Consider the following 19384-nt stretch of genomic DNA (forward strand, 5'->3'; position numbering starts at 1 on the left):
TATATTTGAAGATCGATTGAATGCCTATATAAGTTTTATATATAAATTTAGTGAGGAGATGAGTGTATGAAATTTGGAATTATTGGGCCATCAGAAGATGAAATTATGCCTTTTATTGAAGATATGTCTAATAAAAAAATAACGAATCTTGCGATGTTAACGTTTCATAGTGGGACATATGAAAATGTAGAAGTTGTTGCATTATATTGTGGTGTATGTAAAGTTAATGCAGCTATTGCAGCTCAAATATTAATAGATAAGTTTAATGTGACGCATATTATTGTAACAGGTGTTGCAGGAGCAATCGATAAAGTATTAAAAATTGGAGATACAGTCATTTCAACAGAAATAGCGTATCACGACGTGGATGAAGGAATATTAACTGAATATCATCCATGGATGGAAAGTGTATATTTTAAAACGGATAGTAAACTTCTTGAATTAAGCCGAGCAGTAATCGAGAACAATCAATTTACCCAAAATGTTTATTTCGGAAAGATAGTTACTGGAGAGGCTTTTATAAGTGAGAGTGGCCGTACAGAAATAATTTCTACATACAACCCACTTTGTGTAGATATGGAAACAGCAAGTATAGCTCACGTTTGTTATGCCAATACGATTCCATTTATAGCAGTTAGATCTATAACAGATACAGAAGAAGCGTCTGGTATTGAAGTATTTGAAGATAATTGTGTTTCAGCTTCACATCATTCCATTCATTTTGTTAAAAAGTTACTAGAATCGTTGTAAAAGACATAGCTTTACTTTGAGAAAAAGCGAGTACTGAACTATAAGAAGCACGTGTAATACTGCTCTGTAGTTGAGTGTTCGCTTTTATTTTATGAACTAAATGCGTGGAGATGTAAGTATTGCAGCGAGGAATAGTAAAGATATTTATAGAATAATTGTAAAGTATCGTATTTTACTATGGAATGTGAAAATAGAACTACAAGTAATAAAAGAGAGGATAAATAAACTATGCAAATACGAGAAGCTGCATTAGCAGAAGCAAATGAATTAAGTGAACTCGCTCTACATTCAAAAGCAACGTGGAATTATAGTGAAGAATTCATACTTTCTTGTAAGGCAGATTTAACAATTACAGAAGAGTACATAAAATATAATTTTGTATATGCTTTAGAAAAAAATAATATGAAGATTGGATTTTTCTCATTTTTACGTAATGAAAATGCTCTCGATTTTTTATACATTCATCCTCGCTACAAAGGAAAAGGTTACGGGAAAATACTTTGGAAGTTTGTAATAGAAAAAGCAAATGAATTAGGAATAAAAAGGTTTACGATTGATAGTGATCCGAATGCAAAAGGCTATTACTTGAAAATGGGAGCAAAGCTAATTGGAGAGACACCATCAACAGTATGTAAGAATCGACTTTTACCTCTTTTGCAATATGATGTGTAAAACTATTCATGTCAGGGGAAAATGAGAGTGGATAATGTGAAGAAAAAACAAATATATGACATGTTAAAAAAATCGTGGTCGATTGAAACAAGTTCAAAGTGGACGAGCGAAAATCCGGCAAAGGGACAATGTGGTGTAACAGCTCTAGTCGTTCAAGAAATATACGGAGGAGAAATTAAAAAGACAAAAGTAGGAGAAGCATGGCATTTTTATAACCGTATAGATGGGAAGGTGTTTGATTTTACAGAGATGCAATTTAATGAAAAATTGAAGTATATGGGCGTGGAATCAAATCGGGAAGAAGCATTTGCAGATACAGATGAAAAGCAATATGGCATTTTGAAGGAAAAGATAACGAAAGAATTAAAATTATCTTTTGACTCTTAATCTTTAATAAGTTACTATAATGGTGGTAACTTATTAAAGGGAACTTCATAGAGTTGAAAGGGGAAATACTTTTGAAAACAACTTATGTAAACGCTACAATTGCAACGATGAATGAAAAAAATGAAGTGATAGAAAATGGGTATATCATTGTAGAAAATGATAAAATTATAGAAGTAAATAGCGGAGAATTCGCTAATGATTTTGAAGTAGATGAAGTAATTGACATGAAAGGAAAGTGGGTTTTACCAGGGCTTGTAAATACACATACACATGTTGTTATGAGTCTTTTGAGAGGTATTGGCGATGATATGTTATTACAGCCATGGCTTGAGACGAGAATTTGGCCACTTGAAAGTCAGTTTACTCCAGAGCTTGCGGTCGCTAGTACGGAATTAGGATTACTTGAAATGGTGAAAAGTGGTACGACATCATTCTCTGATATGTTTAATCCAATTGGAGTAGATCAAGATACAATTATGGAAACGGTATCAAGGAGTGGGATGCGCGCTGCTGTTTCAAGAACTTTATTTAGCTTTGGAACGAAAGAAGATGAAAAGAAAGCAATTGAAGAAGCCGAGAAATATGTGAAGCGTTATTATAACGAAAGTGGAATGTTAACTACGATGGTTGCACCGCATAGTCCATATACATGTAGTACAGAACTGTTAGAAGAGTGCGCACGTATTGCAGTAGAAAATCAAACGATGGTTCATATTCATCTTTCAGAAACAGAGCGTGAAGTACGTGATATTGAAGCACAGTACGGAAAACGTCCGGTAGAATATGCAGCAAGTTGCGGATTGTTTAAACGCCCAACAGTTATTGCGCATGGTGTAGTATTAAATGAAAATGAGCGCGCATTTTTAGCAGAACATGATGTTCGAGTAGCTCATAATCCGAATAGTAATTTAAAACTAGGTTCTGGTATAGCGAATGTGAAAGCGATGCTAGAAGCAGGAATTAAAGTAGGGATTGCAACAGATAGTGTTGCGTCTAATAATAATTTAGATATGTTTGAAGAAATGCGCATTGCAACTTTATTACAAAAAGGTATTCATCAAGACGCAACAGCATTGCCAGTAGAAACTGCTCTTTCTCTAGCGACAAAAGGAGCTGCAGAAGTAATTGGTATGAAACAAACTGGATCACTTGAGGTTGGAAAGTGTGCTGATTTTATTGCGATTGATCCGTCTAATAAACCGCATTTACAACCAGCTGATGAAGTGTTATCACACCTTGTATATGCAGCTAGTGGAAAAGATATAAGTGATGTAATTATTAACGGAAAACGTGTCGTTTGGAATGGTGAATGTAAAACGTTAGATGAAGAGCGTATTATATTTGAAGCAAGTCGTTATAAACGAGGTTTACAAAGATAGGTATGTGCAAGTTGTTTGAAAAAGCTGTCCTTTTTTAAAAAGGACAGCTTTTTTCTTGAGAGAATAAATATTCAATATAATGTCGCATCTTTCTGTTAATATTTCTGTTATAATATATAACGTTTATAATATTTTATTTTTAAGGAGAACAATTCATGAAGCGAAAAAAAAGCCATTTAATGGTAATGGCAATTATTACATCTTTATTTTTAACAGCTTGTAATAATAAAGCGAATAAAAGTGATGCAGAGGCTAAAAAACAAGTGTTAAATGTAACAGTATCAGAAGAAATTCCTTCACTTGATACTGCAAAAACGATGGATGGGACATCATCACACGTTATGCAAAACATATTTGAAGGGTTGTATGTGCTAGATGATCAAGATCATCCTATTCCAGCAGTAGCAAAATCGTTTAAAAGAAGTGAAGATGGTAAAAAATATACATTTGATTTGCGTAAAGATGCAAAATGGTCAAATGGAGACAATGTAACAGCAAATGACTTTATATTTGCATGGAAACGTGCAGTTAACCCGCAAACAGCATCTCAATATGCGGACATGTTCTTTCATGTGAAAAATGCGAAAGAAATAAATAAGGGAACAATGTCACTTGATGAACTTGGGGTTAAAGTTATAAATGATTATAAGTTAGAGGTTGAACTTGAACAGCCAATTCCGTATTTTTTACAGTTGTTAGCACTGCCTATATACTTACCACAGCATGAATCATTTTTGAAAGAACAAGGAAATAAATACGGTTTGGAACCTAGTAATCTCATATATAACGGCCCATTTGTATTAGAAAAATGGAAACATGAACAAGAGTTCCAATTAAAGAAGAATGCTACATATTGGGATCAAAAGAAAGTGAAATTAGACGAAATAAATTTTCATATTGTAAAGGATACAATGACGGCTGTAAATTTATATGAGGCCGGCGATTTGGATCGAGTACCTATTAATTCTCAAGTTGTAGACAAGTATAAAGGGAATAAGGAATTACATATGTCAAGTGATCCGGGAATCGCTATGCTACGTTTTAATGAGAAAAATAATGCGTTAGCCAATAAGAAAGTACGTCAATCTATCTCATTAGCATTAAATAAAGATGATTTTGTTGCTCACTTTATTAATAACGGGGCAAAACCTGCAAATGGACTTGTACCAGTTGGTCATATGAATGAAGAGACTGGCAAAGATTTTAGAAAAGAAAACGGAAATATTTCTTCATATGATTTGCAAAATGCGCAAAAGATTTGGGAAGAAGCGAAAAAAGAGCTTGGAGTAGAGCAAGTAAACCTCGAGTTTTTAACGTTTGAACAAGATAATGCAAAACGTATGGCAGAATATATAAAAGGTGATTTAGAAAAGAATTTGAATGGATTAACGTTACAAATTAAACAGCAGCCATTTAAGCAAAAGTTACAGTTAGAACAAACAGGTGATTACGATATAACGATGGCAAATTGGGGACCTGACTATAAAGACCCAATTAATTATTTAGAGTTATTTACGACGGGGAATCCGAATAATAAAATGAGTTACTCGAATTCTCATTACGATGATTTAATAAAGAAAGCGAAAAATGATTTTGTACTTGATCCGGAGAAACGATGGGAAGCGTTGCGAGAGGCTGAGCAGGTCTTATTAGAAGACGCTGCCGTGGCACCGCTTTATCATCTTGGTTCAGCTTATGTACAAAAGGATTATGTAAAAGGAATTGCAAAACATCAATTTGGTGGCGTTTATACTTATAAGAATGCTTATGTTGATAAGAAGTAAATAAAAAAACCTTACTTTTAAAAGTAAGGTTTTTTTACAGAGTGTTGGGAAACCCTTTAGGGTTGTTGCCAGCACATGAAAAAGATGAATGCGTAATTGTTGTTACGTATTCACAAAAAGTTGCAAAAAAATCAGATTGAGCAGTTTATTTAAGTAAAAAGAAGTTAGTAGTAAACGAAATTAAATAGCTAAGAAAAAAGCTCAATTTCTTACTTTTAATACTGAGAAACTGGTCAGTTATTAAAAAATTAGGGTATATTAACGGGGATTCATATTGGAACTAAGGTAGATCCATTTGGCTGTATTCTTAAGTTGTAGACTTAGAGATTGAAGCTGGAATTAATTATTTAATTCCTATTTCTGTACATAATATCGTGGGGAAGAAGGTAGTACTTTGAGAACAACAGAAAATTTTAACGACAAGGCCGATATATATGCGAAATATCGCCCCGATTACCCTAATGCATATATTGATTATTTGTTTTCGGCTAACCAACTGAAAGAGGACCGAATTGTGGCTGATATTGGTTCAGGTACGGGGATATTTAGCCACCAGTTGCTTGAAAGAGGTTTAAAGGTTATTGGAGTTGAGCCAAATGATGACATGAGAAAGATGGCTGAGCAATCGTTAAAACTATATGCTCGTTTTCAATCAATAAAAGCAACAGCTGAAAATACCACTTTAAAAGAGCATAGTGTGGATTTAGTAACTGTTGCTCAAGCATTTCATTGGTTTGATAAAGCAGCTTTCAAAATGGAATGCCAACGAATCTTGAAACAAAAGGCAAATGTTGCTCTCGTTTGGAATAGTAGAGATTTAACTAGTTCGATTATGAAAGAGAATGCAGAAATTTGCCAGAAAACCTGCCCGACTTTCAAAGGATTTAGCGGTGGAATAGAGGAAACTCCCGAAGTATTTAACACCTTTTTTAAGGATGGAAAGTATGAGTTTAAAGAGTATCAAAATGATTTACTTTTTGATTATGAAGGTTTTTTGGGAAGGAATTTATCAGCGTCCTATGCTCCGAAAAAGGATGAAGAAGAATATAAAAAATTTGTTTTTCTCCTGTCAGAGTTATTCGAAAAACATAGTAAGAATGGAAAAATTGTTCTTCAAAACATGACGCGAAGCTATCTAGGAAATGTCTAAACAACCGGACATAAAGGGACTTTAATCGAAGTGCCTATTTGAATTGTAGATTATCATGTACTAATTAAGATCTTCAACAAACGGGAGCGATTGTTGAACAACAATTAAAAGGGCGATACATATTATTCATGCATAATATGTATCGTCCTTTATTTTTTATGACCTTTTACAATTTAAGTCTTCTAACTAAAAAAAATCTGTTGAAGAAAGCCACGATGTTTATAAAAAGTTGTGAAGCTTTGCCCTTTTAGATCATTTAGTCTAAAGGGGTGTTTATATTTTTAACAAAGAGCTTTTGTAATTGTTGAAGAGGAAGGTAGAAACATTAGATTAATAGCAGTATAGGGGCATTATTATGACTGAAGATTTTTATTTGTGATACATCTCACACCATAAATACATATATAACTTTACAATTAGAATATCAATTGATGGGAGGGTTAATCGTGATTAATCGTGATTTTAATGAAAATCCGTTTATTGTGATATGGGAGTTAACAAGGGCATGTCAATTAAAATGTCTGCATTGTCGTGCAGAAGCACAGTATCATCGTCATCCTCTAGAGCTAACATTCGAAGAAGGAAGAAAACTAATTGATGATATATATGAAATGGAAAATCCAATGCTTGTATTTACTGGTGGAGATCCATTAATGCGTCCAGATGTATATGATATCGCGGAATATGCAGTGAAAAAAGGTGTTCGAGTTTCTATGACGCCAAGTGCCACTCCAAACGTGACGAAAGAAACGATTCAAAAAGCAAAAGAAGCGGGACTTGCTAGATGGGCATTTAGTTTAGATGGACCAACAGCTGAAATACACGATCATTTTAGAGGGACAGAAGGATTATTTCAATTAACAATGAATTCCATTCGTTATTTGCATGAATTAAAAATTCCTATTCAAATTAATACTGTTGTTTCTAAATATAATGTGGATGTACTTAAAGAAATGGCAATGTTAATAGAAGAATTAAAATGTGTACTTTGGAGTATATTTTTCTTAGTTCCAACAGGACGAGGTAAGGAAAAAGATATGATTTCACCAGCCCAACATGAAAGGGTATTCCATTGGCTATATAAGCTTAGTAAAAAGGTTTCTTTTGATATTAAAACAACAGCTGGTCAGCACTATAGACGGGTTGTGCTTCAAGAAAAAATGAAAGAAAATAACAAGACAAATCAGATCATTCAATATCAGGATGTATTGATGAATGGGACGACAGGGCGAATTGATGGGCTTGGTCGTGCTCCAAAAGGGGTGAATGACGGAAACGGTTTTGTATTTATTTCTCATATTGGAGATGTATATCCAAGTGGATTATTGCCTATTAAAACCGGGAATATTAGAACGACAGCACTAGCTGAAATCTATCGAAACTCCCCTGTTTTTCAAAACCTTCGTAATCCGGACAAGTATAAAGGAAAGTGCGGTGTTTGTGAGTTTCGATATGTTTGTGGGGGATCTCGTTCTAGAGCATATGCGATGACGGGGGATTACATGGAAAGCGAACCTTTCTGTGTATACATTCCAAAAGCATTGCGAAAACAGAAAAAGAACGTAAAAACGGGAAATGAGTAAAAGTTTGCTCATTTCCCGTTTTTTTAGATTTTATAATGTATTGTACTTCGCATCAATCGTACGATAATCTAAGAAATGAAAACCGATCGTTTTTTTCCATCCCTCATTAAAAATCTACTATTTGGATCCGTTGTACGGATACGAATTCTTCACACATAAATTCTATTAAACCGATTTTAATAAAGCATAAAAATTCGTATCATATGGAATATCATCTTGATACATATAATTTTTTAGAACGCCTTCTTTTTCAAAACCTAATTTTAATAGCACCTTATTTGAAGCTTCATTTTCAAGAAAGACAATTGCACCAATACGTTTTAAATGAAGCGTGTGGAAACCGTATGATATAACCTCAGAAACTGCTTCCGTAGCATAGCCATTTCCCCAGTGTTCAGGGAGAAAGGCATAACTTATATTTGCTCGTTTATGCTCAGAAGACCAATCGTGAAAACCAATTGTTCCAATGAGTTCTTTTTTATCTTTTAATTCGATGCCCCATTTTATACCGTTTCTTGCATTGTAACTCAACTTGAAATTATTAATAATTTGCTTTACTTGATCTACATTCTGTAATGGTTTTTGACCATAATAGCGCAGTACATCAGTATTAGAAAAGCATTGTAGTATACCCGGTGCATCTTCTTCCGTAAGTTCTCGCAAAATGAGTCGGTCAGTTTTTAATATAGGAAACATATTTTCACTCCATTTCTTATGAAACTAGAATGCATTTGTTATTATATAATTTAAACTGAAAATAAAGATTATTCAAGATGAAAGGGTAGGTTTGATTTATGTTAAAATGGGATGTGGAATATATTTCAAAAAAGAGGTTTAGAAATGGAGAAAAACTCAATATTAATTGTAGATGATGATCTAGATATTGTTCAATTTATTAATGTGAATTTAACGCAAGAAGGTTTTACTGTTTTTAGTGCTCATAACGGAGAAGAGGCATTAGAGATAATAAATAATAACAGTATTCAACTTGCTATTCTTGATATTATGATGCCTCAAATGGATGGTATAGAACTGTGTAGAAGGATTAGAGAGAAATATAGTTTACCAATTATGTTTTTAAGCGCAAAATCATCGGATGTAGATAAAGTAATTGGATTTAGTACTGGGGCAGATGATTATATTGTGAAGCCGTTTAGTACAATTGAATTTATAGCAAGAGTGAAAGCTCAATTAAGAAGGTTTACATATTTTAATCAAATTGCTGTCCAAGTAATGGAAAAGAAAATAAACATTAAAGGTTTAGAAATAGATGAAATTTCTAGAGTAGTAAAGATATATGGACAAACAATTAATGTTACAAAAACTGAATATGATATTTTGCACTTAATGGCAGCTGCAAAGAACCGTGTGTTTACGATTGAAGAAATATATGAAAGTGTTTGGAATGAAAGGGCCTATGAAAGTAATAATACGGTAATGGTTCATATTGCGAGATTAAGAAATAAAATTGAAGAGAATCCAAAAGAACCGAGGTTTATACAAAATGTTTGGGGAGTCGGGTATAAAATTGGAGATTAAATCATTACAAGGAATTAGAGCTAAATTCTTTTTTGCATTTATATGTAGCATTCTGTTAGCTACGGTAAGTATCATATTAGTTCAAATTTTATTTGGAAGTATATATAGTGACGTTGTCGCGCTAGAAGAAAAATATTCGTTTTTTTATTTTATGTTTTTTCTGCTGTTAACCACTATATATTTTGCATTACTGACAGAGACAACTATAAAAAGATTGAATGAGATCAATAAGAACGTGAAGGAAATAAGCAATGGTAATTTGGAAATACATATACCTATTTCGAAAAGCGATGAGATTGGTGAGTTAGCGACGAATGTCAATAGAATGGCCAAAAGTTTAAAAGAGTCTATTGAAAATGAAAAAAAATCACAGGAAATGAAAAATGAAATGATTAGTAATATTTCACATGACTTACGAACGCCTGTAACATCTCTAATTGGTTATGCGGACTTACTAGGAAATAAGCTTCATTCACATGGAGAAGAATGTGGACAATATGTAAGCATATTAAAGCGAAAAAGTTATGAATTAAAAAATCAAGTTGAAGATTTATTAGAATACTGTCAAATAAACTATAGAGAGATTGAATTACATAAAAATGTAGTAGATATGAAAGCATTAATTGAACAGGTCATGATTGATTTTTTACCACAGTTAGATGATGCCAATATGAGTTTTTATATTAAAAGTAATGAAGAGCTATATGTAAAAGTTGATGTAGCGCTTATAGTGAGACTATTTGAAAATATAATTAGTAATAGCATTATGTACGGGAAAGATGGAAAAGAAATTTCAATTCAAATTTCCCAAAGAGAAAGGAATGTTGAAGTAGAAATTAAAAATTTTGGACAATGTATTCCGACAAAGAGTCTTCCTTACGTTTTTGAGAAGTTTTATCGTGGTGAAAAATCACGTAGCTCTCATACGGGTGGGAAAGGAATGGGACTTGCAATTTCGAGAAGTATAGCTCAGCTCCATAAAGGAGATATAACTGTATGTAGTAACGATAAAGAAACAATTTTCACTGTGAAATTACCACAGTATAAAAAAGTAAGAAAGTCGTAAGTATTTCTTTCATATGCCGTAATTTTTACTTCGTATCATTGAGAACAAAGATATGAGAGTAGGGATACAGCATGTGGAAGAAAAGTTTGTTAGCAATTATAGTTTCTTTTTTAATTATAAGTTGGAGTGTAGTTTATTTAGCTCATGGTATTATATCGGTCGTTGTTTGGTGGTGGATACAAGCATTTAGCGTAGTTTCGATTTTTGTTTTGATAGGCTCAGTAGTAATGGTTGCTTGGAAAGGCATCTTTAGAAAGCGAATAGATAGAATGCTACTTTTAATAGTTCTGTTCTCTATCATTGGAGCTTGGCCTGTCGGGTGGTTCGCTAACATTGGGAGAATTGCATACCCAGCAGATGTACAGTCTACGAGTCCTAAAATAGTCGTTCGTTTTCCTTTGAATGAGCGGGCGTTAGTAGGATGGGGTGGTGATCGCCTAGAGAAGAATTATCATGTGATAAAACCAAATGAAAGATGGGCATATGATATTCTCATTCCACCTGCTGAAGTGAAAAGTAGTAAGTTAGAGGATTATGGAATATACGGAGCGACAGTAATGGCGCCAGCTTCTGGAACAGTTGTATCAGTTAATAATGATGAAAAAGATTTAGTTCCGGGATCAGATGATTTTCAGTCAATGGCCGGGAATCATATTTATTTACGGTTAGATGAAACAGGGACATTTTTGATTCTCGCTCACTTAAAGAAAGGGTCAATTAAAGTTAAAGAAGGACAACATGTAAACGAAGGCTTCGTTCTTGCCCAAGTTGGTAACTCTGGAAGTTCAAGTGAGCCGCATTTACACATCCATCATCAAAGAGAGAATCCATCCGAGGTGAGTATGTTTTGTACGGAAGGCTTGCCACTTTATTTTCGAACTAAAAAAGGTGCGCTGATGCCGGAAAGAGGTACATACGTAAAAGGTAATTAGAAGAGAATTATTTTACTAAAAAGGGTATTCCATTTTTGATTGGAATACCCTTTTTCATTACCCTATAAATGTTTGATACAGTAAGAAAATATTTAAAACGATAACGAGTGCAGCAATTATCCAAGCGATGAAAGTTGTTATACGGTGGTTAACGAGTGCCCCCATAATCTTTTTACTACTTGTAAACATAATAAGCGGTACTAATGCAAAGGCAATACCAAACGATAAGACAACTTGGCTCATAACGAGAGCATAAGTTGGGTTTACACCTAAAGCAATTATAACTAGAGGTGGAATCATTGTTATAAACCGGCGTAAATATAACGGAATATGCATGCGAATGTATCCTTGCATAATAATGTCACCAGACATTGTACCGACAGACGAGCTAGATAATCCTGCTGATAAAAGTCCGATTCCAAATAAAGCAGCGGATGCAGGACCGACTAAATTACTGAATTGGTTGAAAGCGACGTCAAGGTCTTCAACGTGCAAGCCGTTTTTAAAGAATAAAGCAGCTGCTACAATTAACATACTCGCATTAATGGCTCCAGCGATAACCATTGCAATAATGATATCAATGAATTCGAAACGGAAAATCTTTTTCTTTTGTTCATCATTTGTTCCGACTACACGGCGCTGTGTTAAGGCGGAATGTAAATATATTGCGTGTGGCATAACTGTCGCACCTAAAATACCAGCTGCTAAAAGAATACTATCCACGCCTTGGAATTTTGGGATAAATAGTCCTGAAAGAAGAGGGCTTAATTCCGGTTTTGCATAAAAGACCTGGACACCAAAAGCGATAACAACGATAAAAATCATCCCTGTTATGATTGCTTCTAATGGACGAAAGCCTCTGCGCTGAAATTCAAGAATAATAAACGATCCAGCTGCTGTAATTAAAGCTGCTGGTAACATTGGAATTCCGAATAACAAGTACAATCCGAGTGCTGCTCCAATAAATTCAGCTAAATCAGTTGCCATAATAACAAGTTCACCTTGAATCCATAAACCGATGGAAACAGGTCTCGGGAAATTTTCACGAGCTATCTCTGGAAGGTTTCTCCCAGTAGCAATTCCTAATTTAGCTGATAAAGTTTGAATTAATACAGCCATTAAATTAGAAGCGAGAATTACCCAAAGTAATAAATAACCATATTGTGAACCAGCAGCAATATTCGTTGCGAAATTTCCAGGATCAATATAAGCGACTGAAGCGATGAAAGCAGGCCCTAAGAATGGTAATAGTCTTTTTAAGCCTTTCGTTTGTCCGCTTAGCGCTAAATGTGCTGATTGAACAGTTTTACTTTGAGAAGGGATTTGTTCGTCTTTTGATATATCTTTATTCATAGTAGTGTTCCCCTTTGAAATCTTAACTTGATGAAATTATTGTATTTATTCTTACTCATTATTTCAATACATTTATATATGTTATGTGTTGATTTCATTTGAACATAAAAGTTTCCTTAATGCAAATTATATGACTTTGTGCAATTAATGGTGTGGAAATACAAAAATATTTTGGAAGTTTATGGGCGCTGAATAAAGGAGAAGATAATAAATTAAAGGACTGTTTTTGAAATTTATGTGAACAAAAAGCCTATTATACAGCATATTAATTGATGGAAATGGATTTGTATGATATATAATATATTGGGATTGCAACATAACCATAGTGTTTTGGTGTGTAATCTTGTTTTTTATTTTTGTTAACTTATAGAAAATAGTATAAAGAGAAGAAAATGGGATGCATAAAACTTTGGATACATTTTCTTATTATATATGTTTTGATATGAACGTTAACTTATACATGATTTTAAAAATTAGATAGGTGGTAGAAATACATTGGCAACTACAAAACCATACAGAGTATTACTTTATTACATGTACACAACAATTGAAAACCCTGAAGAATTCGCTGCAGAGCATTTAGAATTTTGTAATTCACTTGAATTAAAAGGTAGAATCCTTGTAGCAAAAGAAGGTATTAATGGAACTTGTTCTGGAACTGTAGAACAAACAGAGAAATACATGGAAGCAATGAACAATGATCCACGTTTTGATGGTATCGTGTTTAAAATAGATGAAGAAGAAGGCCATGCCTTCAAGAAAATGCACGTGCGTCCGCGTCCAGAGTTAGTTACACTTCGTCTAGAAGACGACATTAATCCAAAAGAAATAACTGGAAAATATTTAGAGCCAAAAGATTTTTATGAGGCGATGAAACAAGAAGATACAGTTATTATTGATGCACGAAATGATTATGAGTTCGATTTAGGGCATTTTAAAGGTGCAATTAAACCAGATATTGAATCATTCCGTGAATTACCAGATTGGATTAGAGAAAACAAAGAAACACTTGAGGGTAAAAAGATTTTAACTTACTGTACAGGCGGAATTCGTTGTGAGAAGTTTTCTGGTTGGTTAGTTCGTGAAGGCTATGAAGATGTAAGTCAGCTTCACGGCGGAATTGTAACGTACGGAAAAGATCCAGAAGTACAAGGCGAGCTATGGGATGGACAATGTTACGTATTTGATGAGCGTATTGCTGTACCAGTAAACCAAAAAGAACATGTTATTGTTGGTAAAGACCACTTTACAGGTGAACCTTGTGAGCGCTATGTAAACTGTTCAAATCCAGAATGTAACAAGAAAATTTTATGTTCTGAAGAAAACGAAGCAAAACATTTACGTGCATGTTCTCATGAATGTCGTGTAAGCCCACGTAACCGCTACGTAATACAACATGAATTAACGGAAGAACAAGTAGCTGCTGCATTAGAGAAAATCGAAGCAGGTAAGTAAGCTGAATTCGTGTAATAAAAAAGGGTACTCCAAACTTTATTTTGGAGTACCCTTTTTATATTGTCAGGTTCTGTTTTTTGTCGATTTTTGTCGGTAAGTCGATATATTTAAAAAATCGCTGATATATTCCGAGTTGCGCCGATATATTCGAAAAATCGCTGATAAAAATTTCATTTACTGAAGCGCATCATGTATTTGTAATTTAAAAAGAATCGTCTTTAATTTTTATCCTCTTTTTCTTTCACAGCAGAAAGTACAGTTTGTTTTACCCATGCTTGTCTTCTTCGATGCTGTATACCCCATTGGTATAAACTTTGTGCACCTAATATAAAGGAAATGACTATACCGCTAATTGCTATTAACAGTGCAAAAAATTCAAGAGGAGATGATATTTTGTCTGAATCTGTATTTCTTAAAAGGTCAATCATAGTAAAACCTAACATTTGGCCCACTACAGAGTAGAGCGTTAAAATTAATAATAAAAGGCTATCTTTTTTAGCGGCAACATTTTCTTGATATTTAAACAAACTATCAAGATTTTGTTTCGCGTTCGAGTATAAAATTTCAATGTTAAAAAGTTTTCTTAAGCGGAAGAAAATATCTTCACTTTGTGATTGAGATACTAATTCTAAAGAAAAATAATTCGCTGTAAACGAATTGATTGAATAAATTAATTTCTCTATTTCATTTGTATCTTGTTCAATATTTAGCTCAGCATAAGCATTCGCCATCTTTAATAAAACAACTTTATGAAATAGGTTTAATAATAAAGCGTAATAAAATTCTCCGTACATTTGACTAGCAAGTTTAGTGACTTCTCGTTCACTTTCATTTGTTATACATGTGAAAATATGTTCTTCCATAATAAAATAACGGTTAGGAGCCCATCTTTGATAAGAATGCTTTGTTAAATAATCGTGAATATAAGGAACATTATTTGCGCTAATATACGGCTTACCATCGTCTGTTAATCCGGAAAGACTGGAAGCTCGATATACATCAACTACATGAAGGTCTGACTTTTTGTTAATAGATAATAAGGTTTGTACATACATTCGTTGGTCTTCAAAGAAGGGGAATGTTTGAAAGTATGAACTCCGCAACCTCTTATTCTCAAAGAAGTCTGTTAAGCCATGATATAAATCGCCGAATATAAGTTTTTCTACTTGTGAATATTTTTTTCCATCACATTCAATACAAATGGTCTCGGTTGTATCATTTCTAGTTTCAAGCACACGGAAGCGAGAAGCAAATTCGATGGCTTCTGATAATGTCATGTTTGGAGCGGTTTTGACTTCTGTTCGAATTGTTAAGAAGCCAAGCTCATAAGGACAAAGTGTTACATCAATAGAATGTATCTTGAATGGAACGGAAATAAGATTTGTTGTTAAATGTCCATTTAAATTAAGGTCTTTAGAATAGCGCTGTAGTCCCTTTTGATGTTCTGAATGGGGAAAAAGAATTTTATTCGTAAATGAAAGATAGTATGCTTCCATATTTTGATGTGAAACTTGAAACTGTCCGTAATATGTATTTTCATCTTCAAGATGATCAAGTCGAAAAGGACGGAAATTATTTTTTTGTAAGAAAGGGAACATATTTTGTTCATATCCAGTTTTAAACGAAAACGGGAATATAAATTGAAATATAGCTGTTGTTACATCTTTTTCTTCGATTGTTTGTATTGCCTCCATTTACATTGTTTCCTTTCCGTATAAGCTATAGAAACAACATGCCCAATTTTTCTTGAAAATAACCTTGTTTTTTCAATAGATTAAGAATGAAAATTCAGCTAATTTAACAAGGGACATGTATAATGTTATGTATACTAAAACTAGTATAATTGTGTGAGGAAAAGGGGATGTTGTATGCGCATTTTAGTATTAGGAGCTGGTGGCGTCGGTGGATTTTTTGGTGGCCGATTAGTAGAAAAGGGAGAAGATGTTACATTTCTCGTTCGCAGCAAAAGAAAACAACAATTAGAGGAAAAAGGACTTGTTATTCGTAGTGTGAATGGAGATTTTTCCTTTCAACCGAAATTGATAACGAAAGAAGATAGAACTTCTCCATTTGATGTGATTTTATTTTCAACAAAGGCGTATCACTTAAACGAGGCAATTCAAGATTTGAAGCCGTTTGTTGGCGAAAATACTGTAATCATTCCATTGTTAAATGGTATTGCTCATTTATCGCTATTACAAAAAGAATTCGGCGGGGAAAAAGTAATGGGCGGTTTATGCTTTATTGAGACGACGTTAAACGATCAAGGAGAAATTGTACAAACTAGTGCTGCCAACAGACTTGTATTTGGAGAAATTAAGCCTCAAGATTCAGAGAGAATAAAGCGTATTACGAAAGCATTTATAGGTACGAAAGCTAGCTTTGTTTTAAGTGAAAATATTACGCAAGATATGTGGCATAAATATTTATTTATTACTGTCATGTCAGGCGTTACAACATTAATGCGTGCACCGATAGGACCAATTCGTGAAAGTGAAGGTGGACGTGAATTTATCCGAAATTTATTTGAGGAATCTGTACAAATTATGAGGGTATTAGGAGCTCCAGTTAAAGATAATATTGCCCAGGAACATATGAAAACGATTGATAAAATTTCTTATGATATGAAGTCCTCCATGCAGCGTGATATGGAAAAAGGTTCGTTTATTGAAGGGGAGCATTTGCAAGGATACTTACTAGATGTAGCAGAACAATTTTCTTTAGAAGCACCATTACTAGGAGTGGTATATCAAAATTTGAAGGTGTATGAAGAAATGACATTTAACAAACCCGTAATAGAATTAGATGTATGAAATAATAAAAAAGATAGCAATATATAAGTGTATTGCTATCTTTTTTATTTGCGTATGACAAATTATTTGTTTCTTTTAATTCTTTCTGTCAAGTTTATTTCCTGTTCACGTTTACCATATAACTGATTAATTTCATTTGCTACTGCATCTAAATATGAATCGGAAAAAAGCGGTTTCTTCTTTTTAGACATACGGGTCTCCTTTAAGGGTTTTTTAGTATTCATTATGTATATTTATCAGCGGATTATGCGCAATCATTTTAAATTTTTTCTTTTTAAAAATTTTTGTTTACATTTTGAAAATAAAGGAGTATTATAATCCACAGTTTCAATTTTCTAAATCGCTGAAACCGCATGGTACGGGGGACCCGTTCTTACGGATTAGTACATAATCCGATGGGGTGAATCCTTAAAAAAAGGTAGGGCTACTCATAGGCCCGAATCCGACAGCTAACCTCGTAAGCGTTATATTGAGAAGGAAGGTGGAGCTTGTGCGACAAAAAAAATAATGTCTACAAGTCTATTTCGCTATGGCTTGTAGACATTTTTTGTTTTCTGAAGAAATAGTTTGCTGGCTGTAACAAGCAGAATCGTTCGTACAAAATTATTGGAGAGTGGACAGCTGTGGTTTCATCTATTAAAAGATTTTTAATTGGAAGGCCGTTAAAATCAACTGAGTTAGGAGAGCAAAAGCTTAATAAAACGAAGGCGCTAGCCATTCTATCTTCTGACGCATTGTCATCAGTTGCTTACGGACCAGAGCAAATTTTAATTGCACTAGCAGGTCTTGGAGCTATCGCTTATTGGTATTCAATTCCGATAGCTGTTGGGGTATTAGTATTATTGACAGCTCTTATTTTATCTTATCGTCAAATTATTTTTGCTTACCCTCATGGCGGGGGCGCATATGTTGTATCAAAAGAAAACTTAGGGATGAATCCAGGCTTAATAGCTGGAGGGTCTTTATTAGTTGATTATATTTTAACTGTTGCAGTAAGTGTATCAGCAGGTACAGATGCGTTAACATCTGCTTTTCCTAGCTTACATGCACATAATGTAATCATTGCGATTATATTTGTTATATTTATAACGATATTAAATTTAAGAGGCGTAACAGAGTCAGCTTCCGTTTTAGCATATCCTGTTTATTTATTCGTTTTAGCACTATTTATATTAATTGGTGTAGGGATATACAATATTTTAACTGGCCACGTTTCGCAGGCTTTACACACGCCGATTGGAACGCCGGTTGCGGGAATTAGTTTGTTTTTACTGTTAAGAGCATTTGCATCAGGTAGTTCGGCTTTAACAGGTGTTGAAGCGATTTCAAACGCAATTCCAAACTTTAAAGATCCTGCACCAAACAATGCAGCGAAAACTTTGCTTGCGATGGGTGCATTACTTGCTGTGTTATTTTCAGGAATTGTATTTTTAGCTTATTATTACGGAATTACACCGAGTAAAGAAGTAACGGTTGTTTCTCAAATTGCTGAACAAACATTTGGACGTAATTTCATGTACTATTTCATACAAGGCACAACAGCTTTAATATTAATTCTTGCTGCTAACACAGGGTATTCTGCATTTCCATTATTAGCAGTTAACCTTGCAAAAGATAAATTCATACCGAGAATGTTTACGATTAGAGGAGACCGTCTTGGTTACTCAAACGGTATTATTATACTTGGAATTGCTTCGATTATTTTAATTGTAGCTTTCCAAGGTCAAACAGAACATTTAATTCCGCTATATGCAGTAGGTGTGTTTATTCCATTTACACTTTCTCAAACGGGTATGGTATTAAAATGGCTTCGTGAAAAACCTGAAGGATGGGCTTTAAGATTAACGGTTAATTTAATTGGTGCAGTCATTAGTTTTATCGTTATGAGCATGTTCTTTTTAACTAAATTCGCTCAAGTTTGGTCGATCCTTATTTTCTTACCTGCTATTATCTTCTTGTTCCATCGAATTAAGAAGCATTATGATGCAGTCGGTGATCAATTAAGTTTAAAAACTTGTGAGCCTCTTATTCCGATTGAGGGGAATGTAATTCTCGTTCCTGTAGCTGGTATGACTCATGTAGTAGAAAATTCATTGAACTATGCGAAGGCCCTTTCTGCAGATCAAGTTATCGCTGTATATGTTGCTTTTGACAGAGAAGAGGAAAAGAAATTTGAAGAGAAATGGAAGAAGTGGCAACCTGAAGTAAGGCTTGTTACATTGCATTCTCATTATAGAAGTATTATTCAGCCGCTAACTAAGTTCATTGATACAGTGCAATATAAAGCGAGTGAATCAAATTATCGAGTTACGGTCGTTATACCACAGTTTATTCCGAAAAAAGGCTGGCATAACATTCTTCATAATCAATCAAGTTTACTCATACGTGCGTATTTACTCTATAAGAGAAATGTTGTTATTACGACAGTTCCATATCATTTGAAAAAGTAAGAAGATTTTTTAAGGATAGTTTCACGAAAGTGAAGCTATCCTTTTTGTGTATACGCTATGCATTATTGCAT

General features: G+C 33.9%; 17 protein-coding genes and 1 riboswitch. Of the genes, 13 read left to right on the forward strand and 4 right to left on the reverse strand.

The features are described from left to right. Nucleotides 1-66 precede the first annotated feature (66 nt). From ACS2MN_RS12975 to ACS2MN_RS13005, 7 genes are all read left to right on the forward strand, one after another. Complete coding sequence (locus ACS2MN_RS12975; RefSeq protein WP_000668238.1) at nt 67-750, forward strand: 5'-methylthioadenosine/adenosylhomocysteine nucleosidase; 684 nt, start codon at nt 67-69, stop codon at nt 748-750. 228 nt (nt 751-978) lie between these two features. Then, nucleotides 979-1422: a GNAT family N-acetyltransferase gene (locus ACS2MN_RS12980; RefSeq protein WP_001167040.1), complete on the forward strand. Its 444-nt coding sequence runs from the start codon at nt 979-981 to the stop codon at nt 1420-1422. A gap of 27 nt (nt 1423-1449) precedes the next feature. Next, the gene (locus ACS2MN_RS12985) at nt 1450-1809 is read left to right on the forward strand and encodes a YunG family protein (RefSeq protein ID WP_000370953.1); all 360 of its coding nucleotides are present in this window, start codon (nt 1450-1452) and stop codon (nt 1807-1809) included. Nucleotides 1810-1862: 53 nt separating this feature from the next. After that, nucleotides 1863-3188, forward strand: a complete 1326-nt coding sequence (locus ACS2MN_RS12990; RefSeq protein ID WP_346994137.1) for a bifunctional S-methyl-5'-thioadenosine deaminase/S-adenosylhomocysteine deaminase — start codon at nt 1863-1865, stop codon at nt 3186-3188. A gap of 155 nt (nt 3189-3343) precedes the next feature. Further along, a complete protein-coding gene (locus ACS2MN_RS12995) occupies nt 3344-4972 on the forward strand; it encodes a peptide ABC transporter substrate-binding protein (protein WP_000823486.1) in 1629 nt (542 codons plus the stop codon). Between the two features lie 394 nt (nt 4973-5366). After that, the gene (locus ACS2MN_RS13000; RefSeq protein ID WP_001260790.1) at nt 5367-6122 is read left to right on the forward strand and encodes a class I SAM-dependent methyltransferase; all 756 of its coding nucleotides are present in this window, start codon (nt 5367-5369) and stop codon (nt 6120-6122) included. A gap of 431 nt (nt 6123-6553) precedes the next feature. Then, entirely contained in the window at nt 6554-7705 is a 1152-nt protein-coding gene (locus ACS2MN_RS13005; RefSeq protein WP_346994138.1) for a TIGR04053 family radical SAM/SPASM domain-containing protein, read from the forward strand. A 165-nt stretch (nt 7706-7870) separates the two neighbouring features. Here ACS2MN_RS13005 and ACS2MN_RS13010 read toward each other — a convergent pair whose 3' ends face one another. After that, entirely contained in the window at nt 7871-8401 is a 531-nt protein-coding gene (locus ACS2MN_RS13010; RefSeq protein WP_000483971.1) for a GNAT family N-acetyltransferase, read from the reverse strand. Between the two features lie 144 nt (nt 8402-8545). Between ACS2MN_RS13010 and ACS2MN_RS13015 the strand changes: the two genes are divergently transcribed. The 3 genes from ACS2MN_RS13015 to ACS2MN_RS13025 all read left to right on the forward strand — a co-directional run bounded on the left by ACS2MN_RS13015 (nt 8546) and on the right by ACS2MN_RS13025 (nt 11242). Next, nucleotides 8546-9244, forward strand: a complete 699-nt coding sequence (locus ACS2MN_RS13015) for a response regulator transcription factor (RefSeq protein ID WP_088055397.1) — start codon at nt 8546-8548, stop codon at nt 9242-9244. Then, entirely contained in the window at nt 9210-10310 is a 1101-nt protein-coding gene (locus ACS2MN_RS13020; protein WP_142389048.1) for a sensor histidine kinase, read from the forward strand. The genes ACS2MN_RS13015 and ACS2MN_RS13020 overlap by 35 nt, the downstream gene beginning before the upstream one ends. Before the next feature lie 71 nt (nt 10311-10381). After that, a complete protein-coding gene (locus ACS2MN_RS13025) occupies nt 10382-11242 on the forward strand; it encodes a M23 family metallopeptidase (protein WP_346994139.1) in 861 nt (286 codons plus the stop codon). Nucleotides 11243-11299: 57 nt separating this feature from the next. Here ACS2MN_RS13025 and ACS2MN_RS13030 read toward each other — a convergent pair whose 3' ends face one another. Further along, nucleotides 11300-12595, reverse strand: coding sequence for an Nramp family divalent metal transporter (locus tag ACS2MN_RS13030; protein WP_438894707.1), 1296 nt, complete (start codon nt 12593-12595; stop codon nt 11300-11302). 495 nt (nt 12596-13090) lie between these two features. Here ACS2MN_RS13030 and trhO point away from each other — a divergent pair, with 495 nt between their 5' ends. Beyond that, nucleotides 13091-14050, forward strand: a complete 960-nt coding sequence (gene trhO / locus ACS2MN_RS13035) for an oxygen-dependent tRNA uridine(34) hydroxylase TrhO (protein ID WP_000246236.1) — start codon at nt 13091-13093, stop codon at nt 14048-14050. 218 nt (nt 14051-14268) lie between these two features. Here trhO and ACS2MN_RS13040 read toward each other — a convergent pair whose 3' ends face one another. Continuing rightward, nucleotides 14269-15744: a hypothetical protein gene (locus tag ACS2MN_RS13040; RefSeq protein WP_000387457.1), complete on the reverse strand. Its 1476-nt coding sequence runs from the start codon at nt 15742-15744 to the stop codon at nt 14269-14271. A gap of 174 nt (nt 15745-15918) precedes the next feature. Between ACS2MN_RS13040 and panE the strand changes: the two genes are divergently transcribed. Continuing rightward, complete coding sequence (panE, locus tag ACS2MN_RS13045; protein WP_001221918.1) at nt 15919-16863, forward strand: 2-dehydropantoate 2-reductase; 945 nt, start codon at nt 15919-15921, stop codon at nt 16861-16863. Nucleotides 16864-16925: 62 nt separating this feature from the next. Here panE and ACS2MN_RS13050 read toward each other — a convergent pair whose 3' ends face one another. Further along, complete coding sequence (locus tag ACS2MN_RS13050; protein ID WP_000038255.1) at nt 16926-17054, reverse strand: hypothetical protein; 129 nt, start codon at nt 17052-17054, stop codon at nt 16926-16928. A 140-nt stretch (nt 17055-17194) separates the two neighbouring features. Further along, a riboswitch (cyclic di-AMP (ydaO/yuaA leader) is annotated at nt 17195-17342 on the forward strand. 144 nt (nt 17343-17486) lie between these two features. Here ACS2MN_RS13050 and ACS2MN_RS13055 point away from each other — a divergent pair. Continuing rightward, the gene (locus tag ACS2MN_RS13055; protein WP_087950222.1) at nt 17487-19313 is read left to right on the forward strand and encodes an APC family permease; all 1827 of its coding nucleotides are present in this window, start codon (nt 17487-17489) and stop codon (nt 19311-19313) included. The last annotated feature ends 71 nt before the right edge of the window (nt 19314-19384 follow it).

The sequence above is a fragment of the Bacillus cereus group sp. BceL062 genome, assembly GCF_051780025.1.
GTDB lineage: Bacteria > Bacillota > Bacilli > Bacillales > Bacillaceae_G > Bacillus_A > Bacillus_A toyonensis.